This window comes from Mesorhizobium sp. 8 (assembly GCF_006351905.1).
GTDB lineage: Bacteria > Pseudomonadota > Alphaproteobacteria > Rhizobiales > Rhizobiaceae > Mesorhizobium > Mesorhizobium composti.
The window spans coordinates 575,046-598,370 of the sequence record NZ_CP040914.1 but is presented as its reverse complement, the minus strand read 5'-3'; the positions used below and the strand labels follow the sequence as shown (position 1 = coordinate 598,370).

Here is a 23,325-nt window from a genome sequence, read left to right as displayed (position 1 = left end):
GGCGGGCGCCGCCGGCTGCACCTCAGTGCTTCTGCGGCTGGTAGTGCGCGGCCAGGGCCCGCTCGACCTCGCGCTTCACTTCATCCTTCACGGCAACCGTCTCCGCCATGACCGCGTCGATCTTGAGGAAATCGAGGACGCGGAAGCGCGAGACCGGCGGCCGGATCAAAATATCCGGGCGGCACTGCATCAGCTTGTTGGCGATGATCGACTGCATCATCAGCTGCGTGGCGCCGAACATCAGGTCGACCGAACTCGGCCGCTTGCGCTCGGCCTCCGAAGGCGCGCCGACGACGTCGACGGCGACGACGATGTCGGCGTCGCGCTCGATCAGGTCGAACGGCACCGGGTTATAGATGCCGCCGTCGATCAGCAGGCGGCCGTCACGCGATACCGGCCGGAAGACGGCCGGTATCGCCGCCGAGGCGGCAAGCGCCGAATGCAGGTCGCCGCTGTCGAAGACCGCCAGTTCATGGCCGAAATAGTCGGTGGCCGTCACCTTCAGCGGAATCGCGAGGTCCTCGAAACGGTCCGGAACGGCTTCCGGCAGGAACGCCTTGAGGATGCGCTCGACGTTGAACTGGCTGACATGCAGGCCGCCCTGCATCGCTTCGGCGAAGCTGCCCGGCCGCGCCCTCCACATGCGGCTTGCCACCTGCGCGCGCGTGCCGAGAATGGAACGGGCATGGTCGTGGATGTCCCGGCCCTTCATGCCGGCGGCCATGCCGGCCCCCATGATGGCGCCGATGGACGAACCGGCGATGGCGACCGGGCGGATGCCCAGCTCGTCCAGCGCCTCGATGACATGGATATGGGCAAGGCCGCGCGCACCGCCGCCGCCGAAGGCGATGCCGAAGGTCGGGCTCATCCCTTGCTCCCGTCGGGCAACGGCGGGCCGACGACCATGACGGCGGGATCGACCGAGAGAAGCTTTCTGGCGACGACCTTCACCTCGTCCAGCGTCACCGCGTCGATATAGCCGGCGCGCCGCTGCATATAGTCGATGCCCAGCCCTTCGATCTGCAGTTCGACCAGCGTCGAGGCGATCGACGCGGAGGAATCCAGGTTGTTGATGGCGTAGGCGCCGACCGTATAGGCCTTCGCGGCGGCAAGTTCCTCCTCGGTCGGTCCCTGCCCGGCCATGCCCTTGACCACCTCGCGGATGACGGCCAGCGTCTCGGCGGCGCGGTCGGAACGGGTGGCCGTGCCGATCACCAGCGAGGACGAATGCTCGCTGTTCATCAGCCCGGAACTGATGCTGTAGGCGAGCCCGCGCTTGTCGCGCACTTCCTTGAACAGCCGCGAGGTGAAGGTGCCGCCGCCGAGGATCTCGTTCATCAGGGCTGCCGCATAGAATTCCGGCGCATCGCGGGGAACGCCCGGCCAGGCCAGCTGCAGCGAGGTCTGCGGGCGGTCGTAATTCACCTCGATGCGCTGGCCGAGCTTGAGCTCGGCGTCCGGCACGGCTTGCAGTGCCGGCTCCGCCGGCAGGTCGCCGAACACTTCGTCCAGCTTGCGCTTCAGCGTCGCCGCGTCGATGGCGCCGACCACCGCGATATGCAGGCCGCCGCGGGCGAACAGCGCCTTGTGCAGGGCGTGCAGGTCCTCGGCGGTCAGCGAAGCGACGCTTTCTTTCGTGCCCTGTGCGGAGCGCGAATAGGGATGGCCGCCATAGATCGCCTCGGCCCATTTGCGGGCGGCGACCGTATCGGGATCGCGCGCGCCAGAAACGATGCCGGCGACGATCTGGGCGCGGATGCGGTCGATCGGCGCCTTGTCGAAGCGCGGATGCTGGATGGCCAGCCGAAGCAGGTCGAAAGCCTTGTCCTTGCGCTCCGCCAGCATGCGCATGGAGCCGTAGACGGCGTCGCGCGTCTCGTTGAAGCTCATCTCGGCGCCGGCGTCGTCGAGGCTCGTCTGGAAGGCGTCGCTGTCGAGATCGCCGGCCCCCTCGTCGAACAGGCCGGTCATCAGGTTCGCCAGTCCCTCCTTGCCGGGCGGGTCCTGCGTCGAACCGCCGTCGAAGGCGAAACGCACCGCCACGATCGGCACGGTGTAATCCTCGACCAGCCAGGCGGTGACGCCCTTGTCCGATTTCACTTCCTGTATGGCGACGGCCGCACGCGCCGAAAGCGCCGGCAGGACGAGGAAGAAAGCCGACAGGAAAAGCGTGGCGACGCCGAGAGCAAGGCGTGCATGGAGAGGCTTCGGAGCGGCTTCCATCAGTTGGCCACCTGCGTCTTGGGCAGAAGATAGCCCGTCACCGAGCGGTCCGGCACCAGATAACGCGCGGCGGCCGTCTTGACCTGCTCAGCGGTAACCTTGCGGATGCGATCGGGCCAGCCGGTGATATCCTCGATCGTTCCGCCTGTGGCGAGCGTCGCGCCATACATGTTGGCCATCGCATCCTGCCTGTCGCGGGCGAAAACGGTCGAGCGGATAAAACGGTCCTTCGCGCGGTCGAGTTCCTCTTCGGTGACGCCGCCGGTCGCGATGCGCGCCGCCTCGGCATTCGCCGCCGCTTCGACATCGGCGACGCTGTTGCCGTCGCGCGGCTCGGCGTAAACGGCGAAATTGGTATCGTCCAGCATGTTGCCCTGGAAGGAGGCGCCGGCGCTGGTGGCGATCTTCTTCCTCACCACCAGTTCCTGGTAGAGCCGGCTGCGCGGGCCGCCGCCGAGGATTTCCGACAACAGGTCCAGCGCCTCGGCCTCGCCGGGTTTCCCCGTATGGTAGGACGGCACCACCCACTGCGTCGAAAAGCTCGGCTCGCCGACGCGCGCGTCGGTCAGCGTCACCGTGCGGCGCGAGTTCTGCTCGGGCTCGACCGGGCGGATGCGCGGCGGCAGGTCCGGCCCGCGCTCCAGTTTGCCGTAGGACTTTTGCGCCAGCGCCCGCACCGTCTCGGCATCGACGTCGCCGGCCACCACGAGGATCGCGTTGTTGGGGCGATAATAGTGGTCGTAGAAGGTCAGCGCGTCGGCGCGGTCCAGCTTCTCGATCTCCTGCTTCCAGCCGATGACCGGGATGCGATAGGGCTGGTTCTGCCACAGCGTGGCGTCCACTTCCTCCTCCAGAAGGGAGCTCGGATCGTTGTCGACGCGGGCGCGGCGCTCTTCCAGGATAACGTCGCGCTCGGTGACGATGGTCTTGTCGTCGAGGATGAGGTTGCGCATCCGGTCGGCCTCGAACGCCATCATCTCGCCCAGCGCCGCAGGCGGCACGGTCTCATAGAAGGCAGTGTAGTCGTAAGAGGTGAAGGCGTTGTTGCTGCCGCCGATGGCCGCGATGGCCTTATCGAAGGCGCCTTCCGGATAGGTCTTCGTCGCCTTGAACATCAGGTGCTCGAAGAAATGGGCGATGCCGGATTTGCCGGGCGGCTCGTCGGCGCTGCCCACCTTGTACCAGACCATATGGGTGACGATCGGCGCGCGGCGGTCGGGAATGACGACCACCTGCATGCCGTTGGCGAGGGTGAAATCGGTGATATCGGCCTGCCCGGCCTTCTGTTCGGCCGCCGCCGGAACGACGGAGCCTGCCGCCAGCACCAGAACGACGAACCAGGAGCGGAGCCGCGCGGCCAGCATTGTCATCGACGACTCCGGTGGAAAATCATTGCGAAACGATAGGTTGGGCGCAAAGGCGCGGGAAATGAATTATCCGTCATCTGCCCGGCAAACGCGGCCGAAGTCGGGCAAAGCGCCGTCATTCGGCCTCGATGAAGCGGATGACGGTTTCGCCGTAGCCGCGTTCGTCGATGATCGCGAAGCCGGTTCCCGGCTCGAACGGAGCGGTAGCCGCCTCCTCGACCACGCACAGGGCGCCGGGCGCCAGCCAGCCGCCGTCGGCGGCCGAGCGCAGCGCGCGCTCCCCCAGCCCCTTGCCGTATGGCGGATCGGCGAAGACCAGACCGAAAGGCGCCATCGTGCCCGCTTCGCCCAATGCCGTGGCATCGCGGCGGAAGATCTTGGTGCGGCCGGTCAGCCCGAAGGCCTCGACATTGGAGCGGATCAGGCCGCGCCCTTCCGCCGATTCCTCGATGAAGAGCGCAAAGCCAGCCCCCCGCGACAGCGCCTCGAGGCCGAGCGCGCCTGTGCCGGCGAACAGGTCGAGCACCCGCGCGCCCTCCAGCCGATCTGCGAAGCGATGCGCCAGCACGTTGAAGACGGCCTCGCGCGCGCGGTCGGTGGTCGGCCGGATGGATTGGTCGCGCGGCGTGGCCAACGGCCGGCCGCGCAATGCGCCGCCGACGATGCGCATCAGCGCTTCTTCGGTCCGCCCGGCTTCGGGCGCGGCCGGTCGCCACCCGATCCGGAGCGAGGCGGCCGGGCGTTGCGTGGCTTGCGGCTTTCTTCGCCCTCGGCTTTCTTGCTTTGCGGCCTCGCCCCCGGCGCCATCCAGACATTGGCACGGCGCTGGCCGGGCGGGTCCATCGGGCGCTCGTCAAGCTCGCGTTTGCCGCCGCGCGCCGGGCCACGGTCGAGGCCCCGGTTAGGCTTGTCGGAGAAATCGCGGCCCGGCTTGCCGCCGAACCCGGATTTTTCGCCGAAGCCGCCTCGTTCCGGCCGGGTCGAAAGCTTGCCAAGCGCCTCGTCGCGGCTGTTTTCGCGGCGCTTGCGCGCCTTGATGAGCCCGCCTTCGCCGATCGGCTGGCGGTTGCCGTCGCGCATGGGCCGCGTGCGCTCAGGCTGCTCCGGCCTCGGCTCCGTCCGGCGCACCGGCTTGTTGGAGAAAGGCTTCAGCACGTCGGCCTCGAAATTCGCGCCGGACTCCTCGACCAGCCGTTCGCCGAGTTGTTCGCGCAGCGTGCGCCCCTTGATCTCGATCACATGGCCTTCCGGCAGTTCGCCCAGCTGGAACGGCCCGTAGGAAATGCGGATCAGCCGGGTGACGTCGAGGCCGAGCGCGCCGAGGATGTTCTTCACCTCGCGGTTCTTGCCCTCGCGCAAGCCGATGGTCAGCCAGGCGTTGGTGCCCTGCGTGCGCTCCAGCGAGGCCTCGACCGCGCCGTAGAAGACGCCGTCGACGGCGATGCCGTCCTTCAAGCCCGCCAGAGCCTGCTCTTCCACCTTGCCGTGGACGCGGACGCGGTAGCGGCGTAACCAGCCGGTGGCCGGCAGTTCCAGGACACGCGACAGGCCGCCGTCATTGGTCAGAAGCAGCAGGCCCTCGGTGTTGATGTCGAGCCGCCCGACCGTCATCAGCCGTGGCAGGTCGACCGGCAGGACGTCGAACACGGTCTTGCGCCCTTCCGGGTCGCGGTTGGTGGTCACCACGCCGGCCGGCTTGTGGAACAGGAACAGGCGCGTGCGCTCGACCGGCGGGATCTCCATGCCGTCGAGATGGATGACATCGCTTGCCGAGACGTTGAAGGCGGGCGTCTCGACGACCTTGCCATTCACCTTCACCCGGCCGGCGGCGATCAGTTCCTCGGCGTCGCGGCGCGAGGCGATGCCGGCGCGCGCCAGCCGCTTGGCGATGCGCTCGCCGCTTTCCTCGGCCGCATCCTCGATGCGCGGACGGGACCTGAAGCCGCCGGGCTTACGGTCACCGAAGTCACGCTTGGGGCGATCTTCGAAATCGCGCTTCGGGCGGTCGCCGAAGTCGCGCTTGGGCTTGTCGAAGCGAGCCTCCCGCTCTCCGCCTGCGGGCTTGTCGTACGGCTTGCGCGGCGGCCTCGGCCCGTCGGAGAATTGCCGCGGCGGGCGTTCGCCGCGCACCGCATCGGTATCGCCGCGCGCCGCGCTGCGCTCGAAACGGCCCGGGCGTGGACCGGACGGTCGCCTGTCGTCCCCGTCGCGCTTCTGGAACGGCTTGCGATCGCCGCGAAATCCGCCGCCTGCCCTTTCGCCTTCGGGGCGCTCGTCGCGCGGCCTGAACGGCTTGCGTGTTTCATCGCGCTTTTCGTAGGGCTTGCCGCCCTCGCGCGTCCGGTAAGGCTTGTCGCCGGCGAACGGTCGGCGGTCGCCTTCCTCGCGCTTCTGATACGGCTTGCGGAAAGGCCGCGCCTCCCCGCCTTCGGCCGTCGCATCCTTGCGGAACGGACGCTCGCCTGCGAAGGCGCGCTGCGGCCGTTCGCCGGGCTCGCCGCTTCGCTCTTCGCGCGGCTTGTAGGGCTTGCGGTCGCGCTTGAAATCGCGCTCCGCCCCGCCGGCAGCCGTGCGCGGCTGGCCGAATTGCTTCTTGCCGCCGCCAAAGGCGGGCTTGCCGCCCTTGCCGGCGCCAGGGGAGCGCGGGCCGGAATGGCCTGCACCTGAGGGGCGTTGTCCGCCCGGCTTGCGGCCGCGCGGCGGTTTGTTGTCTCTATCGTCCATGGTCTTTGCCCGTTTGCGCGGCTAGATAACAGGATCGTCGCCGGGAGGCGAGGCTAATCGGGACCCGACAACGCGTGAAACGACCGAATTTCATGGCCCTGGCGCTGGAACAGGCAGAAGCGGCGGCGGCGCGCGGCGAAGTGCCGATCGGCGCTGTCGTCACCCAGAGCGACACGGTCGTCGCCTCGGCCGGCAACCGCACCCGCGAGCTCGCCGATCCGACCGCGCATGCCGAGATGCTGGCGATCCGCGAAGCCTGCCGCGCGCTTGCCAGCGAACGGCTCAACGGCTGCGACCTTTATGTGACGCTGGAGCCCTGCACCATGTGCGCGGGAGCCATCTCCTTCGCGCGCCTGCGGCGGCTCTACTTCGGCGCCGCCGACGACAAGGGCGGCGCGGTGACGAGCGGCGTGCGCTTCTTCGCCCAGCCCACCTGCCACCACGTCCCGGACGTCTATGCCGGCCTGGGTGAAGTCGAATCGGCGGCAATGCTCAGGACATTCTTCGGCAGTCGGCGCTGACGAAAAGCCTCGCGGGGCCGTCTGCCCGACGGGCAGCGATCCTTACGCGACCGCCCTTACCAGGGCCACCAGTCGCCCCAGCTGCTCTTACCCTTCGCCTCCGCCCTCAGGCGGCGCTCCTTCTTGTATTCGTCCTCGCCGATGTCGTCTTGCGGAGCATCGGCAGCGGGCTGGCGATAGGTCAGCGGCGGCTCGCTCAGATACTTTCGCGTCGTCGGATCGCCCTGCCTGCTCTCGGCCAGGCGGCGATTGATCTCGGCGCGGCGCGCCGTTCCGTTGCCGGAACTCTTCGTCGTGATCGAACCGGGGCCGTTCGTCACCTGCTGGGGCACTTCCGGTTTGGCCCCCATATCGTTGACGATCTGCGGATCGTAGTTGATATCGCCCCGATGCTCGGTGGCATAGTCACGCAAGCGCTGGCGTCGCTGCTCCGGCGACTCGGGCCACTGGGCGCTCGCCGTCTGGGTGATGCTGTCCTGCGGCTGCGGCAGCGATTCCTTCTGCCCCGGCGCCGGTTTCACCAGTTCGGGACGCGGCCTGTAGTCGATGTGCTCGCGCTCCTGCGGCGCCAGCGAGAGGGCGCTGCTGAGGTCGCCGACGAGCTGTTCGCTGGCCGTCTTGTCGGTGCCGTAGGTGGGCGAACTCATGCATCCGGCCAGTGCCAGCGCCGAGACGACAAGCGGCGCCACAAGAGCCGCGCGCCTGCAATGTCCGTGGTTCATGCCCAAATCCCACTCTCGCTCTCTGCCGTGCCGCCGTTGCCGGCGTCGTTCCCGCCCGCTCATCCAACGGAAATCCGGCGACAATTTGTCTTGCACGTTGTCCGGCACGGCTCGGGCGTGTTTATCTCAACAGCCAGCCGGGGGCAACGCACGGCCGGTCTTATCGATCCGGCCGTGACATTTGTGCACCGCCTACAGGCGGCCGAGCGCCTGCAGTTCGTGCAGCACCGCGGCGTCGCGGGCCGACACGTCGGGAAACGCCGGGTCGGAACCGACATCGTCGGTGTAGCGCCAGGACCGCGCGCATTTGCGCAGACCCTGATCCTCGGCCCGCTCGACCACCACGGCGACGCCCTCGACGTCGTCGAGCCTGAAAGCATCGACGGGTGCGCCATCATAGGAAAAGACGAGACCGCTGGTGATGGCGATCTCGGCCATGTCGACGCCGGCGAGTTCCTGTTCCAGCTTGCGGTCGCCGAGATAGACCACCGGCACGGCCTCCAGCGACGAGCCGATGCGCTTTTCAGCACGCGCGATTTCCAGCGCCCCGGTAACGGCACGCCGCATCTGCCTGACTTTACGCCATTTTCCGGCAAGCGCCTCGTTACGCCAGGTCGCCGGCATGTCCGGCATCTGGTCGAGATGCAGCGACTGCGCCTCGGGGTGACGGTCCAGCCACGCCTCCTCGGTGGTGAACGGCAGGATCGGCGCCCACCATTTCGTCAGGCACTCGAACAGGTGGCGCACCACCTGCAAGGCGGCCTTGCGCTTCACGCTCGACGGCCCGTCGCAGTAGAGCGCGTCCTTGCGGATGTCGAAATAGAAGGCCGACAGGTCCACCACCATGAAATCGAGCAGCGACTTGGCGACCCGCTTGAAGTCGAAGGCGTCGTAGCCGGCGCGCACGATCTCGTCCAATTCCGACAGACGGTGGAGCATCAGCAGCTCAAGTTCGGGCATCTCGGCCAGCGGCACGTCCTCGCCCTCGTCGTGCGCCAGCGTGCCCAGCATCCAGCGGACCGTGTTGCGCAGCTTGCGATAGGCGTCGACGTTGGTCTGGATCACCGATTTGCCGAGGCGCTGGTCTTCCCAATAGTCGGTGGTGGCGACCCACAGGCGCAGGATATCGGCGCCCGATTGCTTGATGACGTCCTGCGGAAACACCTGGTTGCCCAGCGATTTCGACATCTTGCGGCCGTCCTCTGCCATGGTGAAGCCATGGGTGATGACGGCGTTGTAGGGCGCCCTGCCGCGCGTGCCGCAGCTTTCCAGCAGCGAGGAATGGAACCAGCCGCGATGCTGGTCCGAGCCTTCGAGATAGACGTCGGCCGGCCATTTCAGGTCGGGCCGGTCCTCCAGCGTGAAGGTGTGCGTGGAGCCGGAATCGAACCAGACGTCGAGGATGTCCTTGACCATGACCCAAGGTTCGTTGGCGCGGGAGCCGAGGAAGCGCTCGCGCGCGCCGGCAGCGAACCATGCGTCGGCGCCTTCCTTCTCGAAGGCCTCGACGATGCGGGCGTTGACCGCCTCGTCCTTCAGGACGTTGCCGTCGGCATCGGCAAAGACGGCGATCGGCACGCCCCAGGCGCGCTGGCGCGACAGCACCCAATCCGGCCGCTCCTCGATCATAGCCCTCAACCGGGTTTGCCCGGCCGCCGGCACGAAGCGCGTGTCGTCGATGGCTTTCAGCGCGCGGTTGCGCAGGGTGTCGGATTCGCCAGAGGCAACCGCTTTCCCTTCCGTGGAAAGGCCGTACCCGCCCAGCGCCTTGTCCATGTAGACGAACCACTGCGGCGTGTTGCGGAAGATGATCGGCTTCTTGGAACGCCACGAATGCGGGTAGCTGTGCTTCAGCCGGCCGCGCGCGAACAGCGCATTGCGGGCGATCAGTTCCTCGATGACGGCCTTGTTGGCATCGCCCTTCTTGCCGTTGTCGTCGATGACGCGCGCCGGGCCGCCCTCGCGATCCGGACCGAAGCCGGGCGCGTCCTTGGTGAAGTAGCCGCCGTCGTCCACGGTGAACGGGATCGCCGGGTCGATGCCCCTGCCCTGCAACTCGCGGGCATGATCCATCCACGCCTCGAAGTCCTCGCGGCCATGGCCGGGCGCGGTGTGGACGAAACCGGTGCCGGCGTCGTCGGTGACGTGGTCGCCGGCAAGCATCGGCACCGCGAATCCGTAACTGCCGCCGAGGCCCTTGAAAGGGTGAGAAAGCGTAAGGCTTCCAAGCTCTTCAGCGGAAACGTTGCGAACCCTGCTCAAGGTGACCTTGGCCTTCTCGGCCGAGGGATCGGCCAGAGCGTCGGCGAAGATCAGCTTCTCGCCCGGCTGCGGGCCGAAATCGTTCTCGGCGGCCGTGACCTCATAGAGACCGTATGCGATGCGCGGAGAGTAGGCGACCGCGCGGTTGCCGGGGATGGTCCACGGCGTGGTCGTCCAAATGACGACGAACGAGCCGGCGAAGTCACCGGAGCCCCCGGCCACCGGGAACTTCACCCAGATCGTGTCGCTCTCGTAGTCGTGGTACTCGATCTCGGCTTCGGCCAGCGCGGTGCGTTCCACCACGGACCACATGACCGGCTTGGAGCCACGGTAGAGCTGGCCGCTGGTGGCGAATTTCAAGAGTTCGCCGGCGATGCGCGCCTCGGCGTGGTAGCTCATCGTCAGGTACGGGTTCTTGAAATCGCCGATGACGCCGAGCCGCTGGAACTCGTCGCCCTGCACCTTGATCCAGTGCTCGGCATAGGCGCGGCATTCGCGGCGGAACTCGATCATCGCCGCCGGATCGGTGAGGTCGGGCTTGGCCTTGCCCTTGGAGCGGTAGTTCTCCTCCTCGATCTTCCATTCGATCGGCAGGCCGTGGCAATCCCAGCCCGGCACGTAATTGGCGTCGTAGCCACGCATCTGGAAGGAGCGGTTGATGATGTCCTTGAGGATCTTGTTCAGCGCGTGGCCGATATGGATGTTGCCGTTGGCGTAGGGCGGGCCGTCGTGCAACACGTATTTCGGCCGGCCGGCCGACGTTTCGCGCAGGCGCCGGTAGAGATTCATGTCCTGCCAGCGCCTGACCAGCAGCGGCTCCTTCTCCGGCAGGCCGGCACGCATCGGAAACTCCGTCTGCGGCAGGTAAAGCGTTTTGGAATAGTCGATCGTGTCGGCGGTGTCGGTCATCGGTCTGCCATATGCGTTGGCCCAAAGGCCGCGAAAAGCCCGGGCGTTGAACTATCATGTTCTGGAAAAAGCGCGAGGGGTTCGTCGCGCGAAAAATCCCGGCGGCTCCGGCGGCGTCTCAGGTCTATGACCCTTAGGCCGCCCGGAACACCGGGCCGGTAATTCGTATCGCGGTGGCACGCCGGAACGTCATGGGCCGGCTTCTAGCGGATGAAGCGGCTGGAATAAAGCCGTCACATCGAGAAATCGAAACGATAGGAGGTCGAGACGCCGATCATGAACTGGTCGGGCGAGCCGCGTTCCTTCACCAGGCTGGAATCGGCGGCCGGCCCCATCAGGCGGGAATATTCGCCGAACAGGCTCGCCGTCATCGGGTCGGTGACCTTCCAGGTGATAGCGCCGCCGACGCCGACCGATTTCAGCCCGCTGCCCGGATGGTATTCGCTGAGACCGGAAGCAGCCGATTCCGCCGCGTCGACGCCGTAATAGGCATCGAAATACTTTGCCGTCGCCAGCGACAGGCGCGGACCGCCGGAAATACGGACGTCCGGCGTGACGTCGTAAAAGGCGTCGGCGGCGAAATCGGCGACGACGCCGCTATGGGAGCGGATGCCGTGGCGGATTTCGGAGCGCACGCGCATCCAGTCGGTGGGATAGAACTCGAAGAAGCCGCCGGCCTCGCCGCCCCACTTCACCGGCTCCAGCCCCTTGAGTTCGTCGGCGGAGTTGTCGCGTCCCCACAGGAACTTGCCGGTCAGGCCGGCGCGCACATGGCCGTCGTCGACCAGCGCCAGCGATATGTTGTCGTTGCGTGAGGAGAAACGCGCTTCAGGGCCGGCCTTGCCGAGCGAAATGATCGGCTGGGCGCTGAGCAGATACTTCTTGCTGCCCTCGAAATTCGGCGCGACGAGCCCGATCACGCCGACGGTCAGATACCAATCGCCGGAAAGCCAGCCGGATGCCCCCTCGCCCGCCCCGGCTGCCGCCGGCGCCATCAAAAGCAGAGCCGAGGCCGCAGCCACCATCGAAGAACGAGTCATTCTGGCACCTTACGCACAACTTGCCGTTGACGGAAGCCTTGCCTCGGATTCCGTAAAATTTGATTTAATTCCCCTCGATCCACGGGAACTGGCCGCCGCGAACTTGCCCATGGACGCCAACCACAACCGGCGCTAGCTTTTCAGCCGTGGTTCAACTTCCTGCGGCGGAGACTGGAACGATGACACTGCAAGGCGACTCCCTGAAAAAAACCATCGGCGAAACCCGCGACAAATGGGGCTGGTTCATCGCGCTCGGCGTGCTGCTGCTCATCTTCGGCGGCATCGCCTTCGGAAACCTGTTCATCGCCACGGTGGCCTCGGTCTACATGATCGGCTGGCTCATGCTGTTCGCCGGCGCGATCGAGATCGTCCATTCGTTCGGCGTGAAGACGTGGGGACGGTTCTTCTACTGGTTCCTGTCCGGCCTGCTTTACGCCGTGGCCGGCTTCTTCGCCTTCTACAATCCACTGCTCGCCTCGACGGTGTTCACATTCCTACTGGCGGTCGCGCTGATCGCCGCAGGGCTGCTTCGGGTCTGGGTCGGCTACCAGCACTGGTCGGAAAAGGGTTCGGGCTGGATCGTCACCGCCGGCGTGGTCACCGCACTTGCCGGCCTGGTCATCGCCATGCACTGGCCGGTCAACAGCCTGTGGGTGCTCGGCCTGTTCCTGGCCATCGACCTGGTGTTCCAGGGCTGGACCTTCATCGCCTTCGGCCTGGCGTTGAAGAAGGCGATCTAAAGCGTGTCGCGATCTTTCAGATTCGCTCCCCACGCTTTAGATTCTTGATTTTACGCATGTCTTCGTCCCGAAACCGGGTCCCACTTTCGGGAGACATGCTTTAGAAAGCAACCTTTCCGTCCAGCCCGGACAGCGGGCGCACGCCTGAAAGCAGCGCCCGCGCTTCCGCGTCGTCTCGCTTCATCTGGGCGACCAGCGCATCCAGCCCGTCGAACTTCTCTTCGCCGCGCAGCCAGCCGAACAGCGACACCGCGCACGTCTCGCCGTAGAGATCGCCGGAGAAATCGAACAGGAAGGTTTCCAGAAGCGGCGCGCCGTTGTCGTCGACGGTCGGGCGGCGGCCGAAATTGGCCACGCCGTCGTGCAGCGTGCCGTCGGCGCGGCGGAAGCGCACCGCATAGATGCCGTGCCGCAGGGCCGTATCGGCGGGCAAAGCCATGTTGGCGGTCGGAAAGCCGAGCGTGCGGCCAAGCTGCTGGCCGCCGACGACCTCGGCCTCGACGGTGAAACGATAACCCAGCAGGCCGGCTGCCTCGGCCACGTCCCCCTCGGTCAGCAGCGCACGGATGCGGCTGGAGGAGATGACTTCCGTGCCCTCATCGCGAAACGCGTCCACCAGCGTCACGCCGAAGCCGTGCCGCTCGCCCGCTTCCATGAGGTAGGCCGGCCCGCCCTGGCGGTCCTTGCCGAAATGGAAATCGAAGCCGGTGACGACATGGGTGACGCCGAGGCACCGCTCCAGCACGTCGGTGATGAAGGTTTCGGGCGACTGCGCGGCGAAGGCGCGCGTGAACGCCTGCTCGACCATGGCATCGAAGCCGAGCAGCGACAGCAGCCGCGCCTTCATCGGCGGCGGCGTCAGCACGAACAGCGGCTGGTCCGGCCGGAACACTTTTCGCGGATGCGGCTCGAAGGTCAGCACCAGGGCCGGCACGCCGCGCCGCGCCGCTTCCTCCAGCGCCCGGCCGAGCACGGCCTGGTGGCCGCGATGGACGCCGTCGAAATTGCCGATGGCCACGACTCCGCCGCGCAGGTGCTGCGGCAGCGGCGCATCGGCCGGAAGGTGCATGAACGAGCCTGCCATGGACGCCTACCGCAGCTTCGGCATGATCGCCACCGGACGGTAGCCGCCATGCGTTTCCAGGAAGGCGGCAAGGCGCACGGGATCGGGCGCCGACGGCTCGCCGTATTCGCGCGCATGCAGGCCGCCGGAGACGTAGAGCACGTCGAAGCCGTTGTCGGCGGCACCCTTCACATCCGTCATCATGCCGTCGCCGATCGCCAGCACCTCGCCGCGCTCAAGCTCGCGGCCGAGCACCTCGCCGGCCACCCTCAGCGCGACGTCGTAGATCGGCGCGTGCGGCTTGCCGGCGATCAGGGTACGGCCGCCCAGTTGGGCATAGTCGCGGGTAATCGCGCCGGCGCACCAGATCAGCCGCTCGCCCCGCTCCACCGCGATATCGGGATTGGCGCAGATGAACGGCAGGTTCCGCGCCCGCAACCGCATGAGCAGGTCGCGATAATCCTCCGGCGTCTCGGTTTCGTCGTCGTAGAGGCCGGTGCAGACGGCAGCCTGCGCCTCGAACTCCTCGACCAGTTCGACGTCGAGCCCGTCATAAAGGCTGAAATCCCGGTCCGGACCGATATGCAGCACCTTGCGCGGCCCCTGGGCGATCAGGTCGCGGGTGACGTCGCCGGACGAGACGACGCGGTCGAAGGCCTCGGTCGGAAAGCCGATGGCGCGGATCTGCGCCGCCACGTCGGCGCTGCGCCGCGGCGAATTGGTGATGAGCACGACCGCCAGCCCGGCCGCACGCGCGCGTTGCAAGGCGGCGGCGGCAGCCGGAAAATGCGTCTCGCCGTTGTGGACCACGCCCCACACGTCGCACAGCAGCGCCGCATAGCGGGAGCTGAGCGCATCGAGAGAACCGATCGTTTCGGGCAACTGCGCCATACCGCGTCCCATGCGCCATGCTTCCGGATAGTGCCGGCGGACGGCCGGCAGCCCGAATTAACCGAAGCTTTCCATCCTGTCACCAGCTTTCGCCCCGCGCATCGCGATACCAGCCGAACCGGTGCGAGGCGATCCGCATGCGACAGGGTTAACGAAGGTGCAACGGCGCGTTCAGCTTTACCGGCATTTCAGGAACCTGAAATTTAAGGTTTTCTGCGATGTTGCCGCCATCGCGTGGGTGGCGGGATCAAAATCATGTTGCGCAGTTTCTGGAAAGATCGGCGAGGCAACTTTGGCATGCTGACGGCCTTTGCCCTGGCTCCCATCATGGGTGCGGTGGCGCTGGCGGTCGATTACACCGGCATGGTGCGTGAAAAACAGGATACGCTGAACGCACTCGACGCTGCGGGGATCGCCACGGCCCGCTATATATCGTCGGGCGCCTCCGATGATGAGGCGATCACCTACGCCAACGATTTCTTCATGGCCAACCTCAGCGCCGTGCCCCCCTCCAACGTCAAGCTGAACGTGCTCCTGCCGAGGGACAATACCGGCGGCGGCACGCTGAAACTGACGGCCACGCTGAAATACGACCCCTATTTCCTGCCTGTCGCCGCCATGCTCGTCGGCCAGGACAGCAAGGCGCTTACGTTCGACGCGAGTTCCGAAATCCAGCTGAAGAACACGGTCGAGGTCGCGCTGGTGCTCGATAATTCGGGCTCCATGGACTATTACGGCACCGGCTCGGGCAAGAAGCGCATCGATCTCCTGAAAGCCGCCGCCAAGCAACTGATCGTCACGCTGGCCGGACAGGCCGCGATGATCAAGCAGGTGGCGGAGCCCGTCCGGTTCGGGGTGGTGCCGTTCTCGGCCTCGGTCAATGTCGGTCCCGACAATTATTACGTGAAAAAGGCGACATGGCTCGATCTCGACGGCATCTCGCCGATCCACCACGAGAACTTCGACTGGACGAGCTTCGGCAACAGCAACAACACATCCAACCGCAGGGTCATCAAGAACGCTGTCACCGGCATCTACGAAAAAAAGGGGTCGGACTGGGGGACGGATCAGGTCGACAAGAAGGTGACGCGCTTCACGCTGTTCGACGAGATGAAGTACTACACCGACAGCGGCCAGACGAAAAAGGCCCCCTATTCGTCCTGGGCTGGCTGCGTGGAGCAGCGCCCCAGCCCCTACGACGTCAATGACGCGCCGGCAAACCCGTCCAACCCCGCCACGATGTTCGTGCCGATGTTCGCTCCCGACCAGGTCACCGGCGACTACAACGACTGGTTCCTCTACGAGCGGAACAGCAAAAAATATTACTGGAACGACATCTCGACCAACAGTTCCGCGCGCGTCCGACAAGCCTATATGCCGAAATATTTCGACCTGCCGACCATCGGCTACGTCGCGCCCTACAGGACGCAGCCCGCCGGCATGGATACCGGCCCGAACGCCAGTTGTTCCACGCAGCCCATCACGCCGCTTACGGACGTGACCAACGTGGCGGGCATGACCAAGGTCAAGGACGCCATCGACGCCATGGAGCCGCAGGGAGCCACCAGCGTCGGCAGCGGCCTGGCCTGGGGCTGGCGTGTCGTCTCCAGCGGAGCGCCCTTCACAGAGGGCCGGCCCGAGACGGAGAAAGGCAACGACAAGGTCGTCATCGTGTTGACCGACGGCGCCAACACCTACTACACGCCGGACTCCCTGCGATGGGGCTCCGACAGCGCCGGCACCAAATCCACCTACGCGGACTACGGCTTCATGGCTCCCTACAACGCCGACAGCCGATACTCGCCCCGCATGTTTCTCAACACCAGCAGCAACGTCGTGAAAAGCGGCAGCGGCGCCTTTGACAACAGCAATTACACCAAGGCCATGAACGAGCAGATGGCGACGTTGTGCCAGAATGCCAAGGATTCCAAGATCCTCATCATGACGGTGTCGCTGGACATCGATCCTAGCAAACTCTCCAGCGCAAGCGAGAGGGCGGCGGCGCAATCGCAGATCGACGGCCTGAAGTCGTGCGCCTCCGAGTCCCGCTACCGCAAGGACCCCGACGACCCGTCCAAGCCGGCGAAACTCTACTGGAACGCCACCGGCGCCGACCTTTCCGACAAGTTCAAGGAAATCGCCGACGAGCTTTCCAACCTGCGCATCGTCGGCTGACAAGGCAGACCGACCAATCCTTTGCCATACGAAGGCCGGCCCGGTTGAACGGGCCGGCCTTTCTGCTTTCGGGCGAACTAGCCTACATCGGCCGCCGGATCGGCTGGCCGCGCTCCGGTTCGACCACCTTGCGATAAAGATGCCAGGTGGCGTGGCCGAGGATCGGCACGACGACCGCCAGCCCGGCGAACAGCGGTATGGAGCCGATGACCAGGAGAACGGCGACCGTCAGCCCCCAGACCGCCATCGGCCCCGGATTGGCAATCACCGCCCGCGCCGACGTCTCTATCGCCGCCACCGCCCCGACATCGCGGTCGAGCATGAGGGGGAAGGCGACGACGGTCGTGGCCAGCACGACGATGGCGAAGACCAGCCCGGCGGCATTGCCGAGCAGCATCAGCCGCCAGCCCCGCTCCGTCGTCAGAACCTCGTTGAGGAAGCCCGTCATCGAGGCCGGCGCCGTGTCGCCGTAAAGGTTCGTATAGATGGATTGCGCGGTGAACAGCCACAGCAGGAACATCACCACCAGCAAGGCGCCGATGACGGCGATCGACGGCAGCGCCGGCGAATGGCGCACGTCCAGCGCATGGTGCCAGTTCGAATTCATGCCGAGTTCGCGCCGCCGGCTGATCTCATAGAGGCCGATCGCGGCGAACGGGCCGACCAGCGCGAAGCCGGTCATCAGCGGATAGACGAGATGGATGGCGTTCGAGCCCGTCGACCACTGGGTCAGGATCAGGCCGACGATCGGGTAGATCAGGCAAAGGAACACGTAATGCGAGGGCTTGGCCCAGAAATCCTGGGCTCCCAGCCGGAGCGCGTCCCAGAGATCGGCGACATGAATGCGACGCACGACGGGCTGAACACGCATGCCGCGCGCGTCCGCCATGACATGAAAGCTGGCCATAACCATCCTCCCGATGCTGCGGGGACGGTCACCGCCATGGTGGCCGCCCGAGGCTGCCACTTGCTGAACGGGAAGGATGATAGCCGATCGGAGGCGGCTTGTCGTGCCTTGCGGCCCGCTGGACGATCACAACTCGGTAAGAAGCGAAAGAAGAATGGTGGGCGATGTAGGGATTGAACCTACGACCCCACCCGTGTGAAGGGTGTGCTCTCCCGCTGAGCTAATCGCCCGCCCGCAGCCCGAAGGCCGAAGCGCGCCGCGATATAAGGGAGGGCAGCTCCTTAAGTCAACACCTCAGAGCCGGTCTGGAAATTCTGTTCCCGCGGCCGTCGGGCGGCTTGCCGGAGCGAATTTCGAAACGGACTCTCAGCTCGTCGGCGCGCGCACCTCTGCGGTGGCGTCGATGGCCTGCTGAAGCTTCGCGTCGCGGCCGTAGACGTCCGGAAAATATTCCACCTTGCCCGACATGGTCGGCCATGCGGTGAAATAAGCGACGTAGACGGGCACGTTGCGCGTCACCTTCTCCTCCGAATGGCCGCCCTTCAGCTTGTCGGCGACGTAGTCGACGCTCTTGCCGAGCACGGCGGCCGCCATGCCGCGCGGGTCCTCCAGCCGCACGCAGCCATGGCTGAAGGCGCGCATATCCCGTTTGAAGAAGGACTTCTGCGGCGTGTCGTGCATGTAGATGGCGAACTTGTTGGGGAACAGGATCTTCAGTTCGCCCAAAGCGTTGGCCTCGCCCGGCTGCTGGCGCACATTGTAGGGAACCTTGGCGCCGTAGGCGCCCCAGTTGATCGCCGAAGACGGGATGCGCTTGCCGCGCGAATCGGTCACCTCGTAGCCGGCGCGGTCCAGATAGCCGGGATCGGAACGCAGCTTGGGCAGCATCTCGTTGACGATGATGGACTGGGGCACGCCCCAATAGGGATGGTAGTTCACCGTCTTGATGGTGTCGTAGAAGAACGCCGTCTGGTTGGTCACCTTGCCGATGACGGCGCGCATCTTGAGCTTTTCCTCGCCGCCTTCGATGTAGGAAGCGGTGAAGGCGGGCTGGTTTATGAAGACGCGCGGACTGCCGAGGTCGGAGGGCATCCAGCGCAATTCCTCCAGCGCATACTGCACCTTGGCCAGCCGGTCGGCCTTCGAACTACCGGCCAGCGCCTCAACCGTGCGCGGCCCGATGACGCCGTCGGGTTTCAGACCGGCCTTCTTCTGCGCCGCCTCGATGACGGGCACCAGTTCGGGAGCGTAGGTTTCGCTGCCCACCAGCCGCGACAGGGTCTCGCCGTAGGCGCCGCCCATGTCGTCGTCGAGATCGCGCGCGATCAACGTGAGCAGCTTCGGCAGCTCGGCGCTCGTCTCGCCCGGCTTCAGCAGCAGCTTCGGGTCGACGACGATCTCGTTCTCCTCGCTGGCGCGCAGGCCTTCGAGTTCGGTGCGCAGCGCCTGGTATTCCGGGTTCTGCGGATGGCGCGATTCGAGGTAGGTCTGCACCTGTGTGGTATGGGAGAGCGCCTGGAGCGTCGCCGCCATGTCGAGCGGCTTGTCCGGGAAATCGTAATAGCCGGAAGAAATCCGGTTGGGGTCGATGCGGCCGTCCTGGGCATCGTGGATGTAGCGCAGCACCCGCGCCGACAGCGCCATCTCGAAGCGAATCAGCTCGTTGGCGCGCACGGCGGCATCGCCGGCGGTCTGTGCCGCGGGCGGCAGGTCCACGGTGTAGTCGGCGGGCGAAAGGCCGTAGCTCGCCGCGTCGTTGAGGACGCGAAGCGCCTCGGCGGCGCGCGCGTTCGGCTCCGTGCCCGTCACCCAGATGAAGTCCGGGTTGGCGGAGTAATAAGAAACCAGCGCCTTGGCGATGCCCGATTCGGCGAACAGCTCATAGCCGTCCAGCCCCGCCAGCGCCTGGCGGAACGCGGCGCCGTCCGGCTGGGGCTGGAACGCGGCGGCCTGCGGGGTAGCGTCGGCGGTCGTTGCTCCGGTCGTCTGCGGCGTGGCCAGTGCCGCGAAATCGACACGCACCAGCCGGTCGGGTTTGTAGGTGTTGTAGCTGGGCGCCGAGATCCGGGCGGGAGCGACCTTGGGCGCCCGCTTCGGCGGCGGCGGAAATTCCCCCTTGAGCGGCTTTTGTTGCCGCACCGGGCCGCCGAACAGCATATCGAGGAAGGTCTGCGCACCCGCCTGCGGCGCGCCCAGCGCCAGCGTCGCGGCCAGCGCGGTCGCGGGCACAAGCACGCTCGTCTTCCAGAAAACCTTCATGGATCACCCTCTCCGGCATTCTGCCGGATCCCGTTCCGCCGGCTCTACGATCTCGCCAAGGGAATGGCGGATGTGTGGCGCGACTATATCGATTCAACCCGATTTGGTTAAGCTTCGGTGAACTTTCCGCCTTCGATACCACTTGCGGTGTCACCCTATCGCGACAACCGCCGGGAGCAGGATGCGCACCGCAGCTGCGTCGCGGCGACGACGCAATTGCAATGGCGACGGCAGCAGCTTTATGCCATCAATCCGTTCTGGCCGCATGAACGGAGTCCAGACGGACACAGGCGAGACGGACGGAGGATTGCGTGAAGAAGGGCTATCGCGAACTGCTCGACGAGGCGAATGCCGAGATCGAAGCCATTTCCCCGGACGAGGCCGCAGCACTGCTGGATGACGAGGAGACGGTTTTCGTCGACCTGCGCGATCCGCGCGAAGTGGAGCGCGAGGGGCGGATGCCTGGCGCCCAGTCCTGCCCGCGCGGCATGCTGGAATTCTGGATCGATCCCGAAAGCCCATACCACAAGGCGTTTTTCTCCTCCGGCAAGAGCTTCGTCTTCTTCTGCGCCGGCGGCTGGCGCTCGGCGCTGGCGACAAAGACGGCGCAGGACATGGGGCTGGAGTCGGTCAGGCACATCCTCGGCGGCTTCGGCGCCTGGAAAGCCGCCGGCCTGCCGGTCGAATCCGGCGAACGGAAGAAGTAGAAACCCTCAGCACAGATGCGCGGGCTGCTCCTGCCGCAGCACGAACTCGACGACGCGCCGCACGACGTTGCTGTCGGCAAGGATGCGGCGGTGACCCAGCCCGTCGGCCCAGTGCAGGCGCACATGGTCGCCGGCGCCGGCGTAAAGCTCGGCATGCGCAGCCGCCACCTCGCGGTCGTCCCTGGCATGCACCACCAGCGTCGGCAGCCGCGCGGCGTCCAGTTGCCGGGCGCCGGTATAGTCGCTCAGCGGATGGCCGGCGATGCGTCTGACGATATCGGCCATCTTCGCCTGCGCGCGCGGTCCGACGTTCAGCATTTGGCTGAAATCCGAGAACAGCACCGGCAACGAGCTCGGCGCCGCGATCAGCACCAGCCGGCCGGCGGCCAGCGGCGCTATGCCAGCGACCGAGCCGGCCACAGCGTTGGCGGCGATGGCGCCGCCGAAGGAATGGCCGACGATCGCCGAAAAAGGCCCGAACCAGTCGCCCGCCGCCCTCACCGCCTCCACCGCGATGGCGAGGTTCAGGCGGCGGCCGCGCGACTGGCCGTGGCCCGGCAGGTCGAGCGAAACGACGCGATAGCCGGCGTCACGAAAGCCGGAGATCAGCGCGCGCATATATTCGGTGCGCGAGCGCCAGCCGTGAACGACGAGCACAGTGCCGAGCGGTTCGTCGTTCGGCGGATCGCCGAGCTCGGGCCTGAACTCGTGGACGGCGACGCAGCCGCCGCTTTTCGTCGTCAAGCGGTGGTGGCGGGCCTCGGCCATGAAATCCGCTGCCTGCGCGACGGCCCGCCGCTCGCCCGGCGTCGGGCGGTTGACGTTCGGCGTGCGGCAGAACAATTCAAAGGCGGCCCTCCCGGCCAGCGAAGGCGCCACACGCTCGGCCGCGCCGAAGACGGCGCGAGTGACCTTCAAAGCAAAGGGTGCCATAGTAACGACCAGTCAAACGGTTCAAGTATGAACATGATAGTTCAAAGATGAACAAACTGCAATCGCCCGCCGTCCATCCTGCTGACACGGAACCGCCGTGGGACAATCCGCGCTTCCGCAACTGGGTCGCGGTGGCGCGGGCCTGCCATGCGCTCGAACGGGCGCTGGCCACCAAACTGGCACCGCTCGGCCTGAAGCCGGCGCAGCTCGACGTGCTGATGAACCTGCACCGGCATCCGGGCATGTCGCAGCACGACCTCGCCCGCCGGCTGCTGGTCGGCCGTTCCAACATCACCATGCTGTTGCCGCAGCTCGAGACGCGCGGCCTGCTCAGGCGCGAGGGCGACGAGAAGGACAAGCGCATCCTGCGCCTGACCCTGACGGTCGAAGGCGAGGCGCTGCTCACCGAGGCGCTGAAGGTGCACACGGCGCTGATCGAGGTGGCGATGGGGCAGTCGACGCCGGAGCAATGCGACATGATCGGCGACCAGATGCGCAAGATCGCCGAAGTGGTGAAGACGGCCTGAGGGACTTCTTCCTTCTCCCCGTTCACGGGGAGAAGGTGGCCCGAAGGGCCAGATGAGGGGCGGCACGAACGTTTCGGAAGTCGGCGCTGCCCCTCACCTGCCTGCCGGCGTCCTCTCCCCGTAAACGGGGCGAGGAACCCTTTACCCCCACCCCTAACCCCTCCCCGCAAGGGGGAGGGAGACGCCGACGCCGCCGTTTCAGCCGAAATCGGCGAGATTGGCGCGCTGTAGCGGCGCCGCAAAGTCCCCTCCCCCTTGCGGGGAGGGGTTAGGGGTGGGGGGGTAGCGGCGGTCAAGGTCGAGGAAAACTCCATATGCGATAGCCCTGCCGTAAACGGGGCGGGGAAAGGCGCTCTCACCACATCGATTTCTTCGCCCGCTCCGGCCATTCCTGATCGTAGGCCGCGCCGTCGATGCCGGCGCGGCTGGCGACTTCGAGGATGCGGCCGGGCGTCGGCAGGGATTTCGGATCGACGTGCCTTTCGGCGTTCCACAGTTCCGACCGGTGGATCGCCCTTGCGCACTGGAAGTAGACCTTTTCCACCGCGACGACGAGAACGGAGCGCGCCGGCTTGCCTTCCACCGCGAAGGACCCGCACAGGTCCGCGTCGATCGAGATCCGGGCGCGGCCGTTGACCCGCAACGTCGTGCCGGAGCCCGGCACCAGGAACAGCAGGCCGACGCGCGGGTCCTCGATGACGTTCTTCAGCGAATCGGCGCGGTTGTTGCCGCGGCGGTCGGGCATCATCAGCGTGTACGGATCGACGACACGCACGAAGCCGGGACGGTCGCCGCGCGGCGAGCAGTCGAACCCTTCCGGCCCGCCGGTCGCCAGCGCGACGAACGGCGACGCCTCGATGAAAGCGGCGTATTCGGGAATGATGTGGTCGAGTTCCTTGACCAGCGACGCCTCGCCCGGCCGGCCATAGAGCGCTTCGAGCTGTTCGACCGAGGTGACGAGGCCTGAAACCTCCGAAGGATTATCCACGCGAAAGCCCCTTTTCTGCCAGTTCGTCGAGATAGCCCTGCCAGCGCTCCGCCTTTTCCACGCCGAGCGTGGCGAGATAGGCCCAGGTGAAGATGCCGGTGTCATGGAAATCGTCGAAGGTGATGCGCACCGCGTAGTTGCCGACCGGCTCGACCTTGAGGATCGCCACATTGCGCTTGTTCGGCACGGTGACGCGCTGCTCGGGCGAATGGCCCTGCACTTCCGCCGAGGGCGAAAGCACGCGCAGCATCTCGGCCGGCAGTTCGAACGGGGCGTGGCCGGGAAAGGTCACGGTCAGAAGCTTGCGGTCCTTGGAAACGCGGAGTTCGCTGGGGGCGGCCATGATCTGTCCTGTTTTGTCGCGGAT

20 protein-coding genes and 1 tRNA gene are annotated in these 23,325 nt (G+C 66.3%); 5 read left to right on the top strand and 16 right to left on the bottom strand.

The genetic code is table 11. From position 1 onward, the window contains the following. Positions 1–22: 22 nt before the first annotated feature. From FGU64_RS02785 to FGU64_RS02765, 5 genes are all read right to left on the bottom strand, one after another. Positions 23–868: a patatin-like phospholipase family protein gene (locus tag FGU64_RS02785; RefSeq protein WP_139950783.1), complete on the bottom strand. Its 846-nt coding sequence runs from the start codon at positions 866–868 to the stop codon at positions 23–25. Further along, the gene (locus FGU64_RS02780) at positions 865–2,223 is read right to left on the bottom strand and encodes a pitrilysin family protein (RefSeq protein ID WP_139950782.1); all 1,359 of its coding nucleotides are present in this window, start codon (positions 2,221–2,223) and stop codon (positions 865–867) included. The genes FGU64_RS02785 and FGU64_RS02780 overlap by 4 nt, the downstream gene beginning before the upstream one ends. Further along, complete coding sequence (locus tag FGU64_RS02775) at positions 2,223–3,593, bottom strand: pitrilysin family protein (RefSeq protein ID WP_139950781.1); 1,371 nt, start codon at positions 3,591–3,593, stop codon at positions 2,223–2,225. Before FGU64_RS02775 ends, FGU64_RS02780 begins: the two co-directional genes overlap by 1 nt. Positions 3,594–3,705: 112 nt before the next feature. Next, positions 3,706–4,260 (bottom strand): 16S rRNA (guanine(966)-N(2))-methyltransferase RsmD, encoded by a 555-nt coding sequence (gene rsmD / locus FGU64_RS02770; protein WP_139950780.1) that lies wholly within the window; start codon positions 4,258–4,260, stop codon positions 3,706–3,708. Then, positions 4,260–6,314 carry a pseudouridine synthase gene (locus FGU64_RS02765; RefSeq protein WP_139950779.1) on the bottom strand — a complete coding sequence of 685 codons (2,055 nt, stop codon included), beginning with the start codon at positions 6,312–6,314 and terminating at the stop codon, positions 4,260–4,262. Before FGU64_RS02765 ends, rsmD begins: the two co-directional genes overlap by 1 nt. 74 nt (positions 6,315–6,388) lie before the next feature. On the opposite strand from FGU64_RS02765, the gene FGU64_RS02760 reads away from it, so the two are divergent. Further along, positions 6,389–6,835 carry a nucleoside deaminase gene (locus FGU64_RS02760; RefSeq protein WP_139950778.1) on the top strand — a complete coding sequence of 149 codons (447 nt, stop codon included), beginning with the start codon at positions 6,389–6,391 and terminating at the stop codon, positions 6,833–6,835. 56 nt (positions 6,836–6,891) lie between these two features. Here FGU64_RS02760 and FGU64_RS02755 read toward each other — a convergent pair whose 3' ends face one another. The 3 genes from FGU64_RS02755 to FGU64_RS02745 form a co-directional block, all read right to left on the bottom strand. After that, positions 6,892–7,557 carry a hypothetical protein gene (locus FGU64_RS02755; protein ID WP_136355798.1) on the bottom strand — a complete coding sequence of 222 codons (666 nt, stop codon included), beginning with the start codon at positions 7,555–7,557 and terminating at the stop codon, positions 6,892–6,894. A 192-nt stretch (positions 7,558–7,749) separates the two neighbouring features. Then, positions 7,750–10,728, bottom strand: a complete 2,979-nt coding sequence (gene ileS, locus FGU64_RS02750; protein ID WP_139950777.1) for an isoleucine--tRNA ligase — start codon at positions 10,726–10,728, stop codon at positions 7,750–7,752. A gap of 233 nt (positions 10,729–10,961) precedes the next feature. After that, positions 10,962–11,768, bottom strand: a complete 807-nt coding sequence (locus FGU64_RS02745) for a MipA/OmpV family protein (protein WP_139950776.1) — start codon at positions 11,766–11,768, stop codon at positions 10,962–10,964. A 179-nt stretch (positions 11,769–11,947) separates the two neighbouring features. Here FGU64_RS02745 and FGU64_RS02740 point away from each other — a divergent pair, with 179 nt between their 5' ends. Then, positions 11,948–12,508, top strand: a complete 561-nt coding sequence (locus FGU64_RS02740; protein WP_139950775.1) for an HdeD family acid-resistance protein — start codon at positions 11,948–11,950, stop codon at positions 12,506–12,508. Positions 12,509–12,608: 100 nt separating this feature from the next. Here the strand turns inward: FGU64_RS02740 and FGU64_RS02735 are convergent, their stop codons facing one another. Both FGU64_RS02735 and FGU64_RS02730 read right to left on the bottom strand, forming a co-directional pair. Then, positions 12,609–13,592 (bottom strand): bifunctional riboflavin kinase/FAD synthetase, encoded by a 984-nt coding sequence (locus FGU64_RS02735; RefSeq protein ID WP_139950774.1) that lies wholly within the window; start codon positions 13,590–13,592, stop codon positions 12,609–12,611. Between the two features lie 6 nt (positions 13,593–13,598). After that, on the bottom strand, positions 13,599–14,462 hold the full coding sequence (locus tag FGU64_RS02730; RefSeq protein ID WP_139955247.1) for a TIGR01459 family HAD-type hydrolase: 864 nt from the start codon (positions 14,460–14,462) through the stop codon (positions 13,599–13,601). 297 nt (positions 14,463–14,759) lie between these two features. On the opposite strand from FGU64_RS02730, the gene FGU64_RS02725 reads away from it, so the two are divergent. Further along, positions 14,760–16,637, top strand: a complete 1,878-nt coding sequence (locus tag FGU64_RS02725; RefSeq protein WP_246671227.1) for a pilus assembly protein TadG-related protein — start codon at positions 14,760–14,762, stop codon at positions 16,635–16,637. Positions 16,638–16,719: 82 nt separating this feature from the next. On the opposite strand, the gene FGU64_RS02720 is transcribed toward FGU64_RS02725, so the two are convergent. From FGU64_RS02720 to FGU64_RS02710, 3 genes are all read right to left on the bottom strand, one after another. Beyond that, the gene (locus FGU64_RS02720; protein WP_139950772.1) at positions 16,720–17,544 is read right to left on the bottom strand and encodes a DUF2189 domain-containing protein; all 825 of its coding nucleotides are present in this window, start codon (positions 17,542–17,544) and stop codon (positions 16,720–16,722) included. 155 nt (positions 17,545–17,699) lie between these two features. Next, positions 17,700–17,774: transfer RNA gene (locus tag FGU64_RS02715), tRNA-Val, on the bottom strand. A gap of 136 nt (positions 17,775–17,910) precedes the next feature. Next, positions 17,911–19,803: a murein L,D-transpeptidase gene (locus FGU64_RS02710; RefSeq protein WP_139950771.1), complete on the bottom strand. Its 1,893-nt coding sequence runs from the start codon at positions 19,801–19,803 to the stop codon at positions 17,911–17,913. A 311-nt stretch (positions 19,804–20,114) separates the two neighbouring features. Between FGU64_RS02710 and FGU64_RS02705 the strand changes: the two genes are divergently transcribed. Continuing rightward, a complete protein-coding gene (locus FGU64_RS02705; protein WP_139950770.1) occupies positions 20,115–20,510 on the top strand; it encodes a rhodanese-like domain-containing protein in 396 nt (131 codons plus the stop codon). Between the two features lie 6 nt (positions 20,511–20,516). On the opposite strand, the gene FGU64_RS02700 is transcribed toward FGU64_RS02705, so the two are convergent. Beyond that, the gene (locus FGU64_RS02700) at positions 20,517–21,443 is read right to left on the bottom strand and encodes an alpha/beta fold hydrolase (protein WP_139950769.1); all 927 of its coding nucleotides are present in this window, start codon (positions 21,441–21,443) and stop codon (positions 20,517–20,519) included. Positions 21,444–21,490: 47 nt separating this feature from the next. On the opposite strand from FGU64_RS02700, the gene FGU64_RS02695 reads away from it, so the two are divergent. Then, positions 21,491–21,970 (top strand): MarR family transcriptional regulator, encoded by a 480-nt coding sequence (locus FGU64_RS02695; RefSeq protein ID WP_139950768.1) that lies wholly within the window; start codon positions 21,491–21,493, stop codon positions 21,968–21,970. A gap of 355 nt (positions 21,971–22,325) precedes the next feature. On the opposite strand, the gene FGU64_RS02690 is transcribed toward FGU64_RS02695, so the two are convergent. Continuing rightward, complete coding sequence (locus FGU64_RS02690) at positions 22,326–22,958, bottom strand: pyridoxamine 5'-phosphate oxidase family protein (RefSeq protein ID WP_246671226.1); 633 nt, start codon at positions 22,956–22,958, stop codon at positions 22,326–22,328. Next, on the bottom strand, positions 22,951–23,301 hold the full coding sequence (locus FGU64_RS02685; RefSeq protein ID WP_139950766.1) for a DUF971 domain-containing protein: 351 nt from the start codon (positions 23,299–23,301) through the stop codon (positions 22,951–22,953). The genes FGU64_RS02690 and FGU64_RS02685 overlap by 8 nt, the downstream gene beginning before the upstream one ends. Between the last annotated feature and the right edge of the window lie 24 nt (positions 23,302–23,325).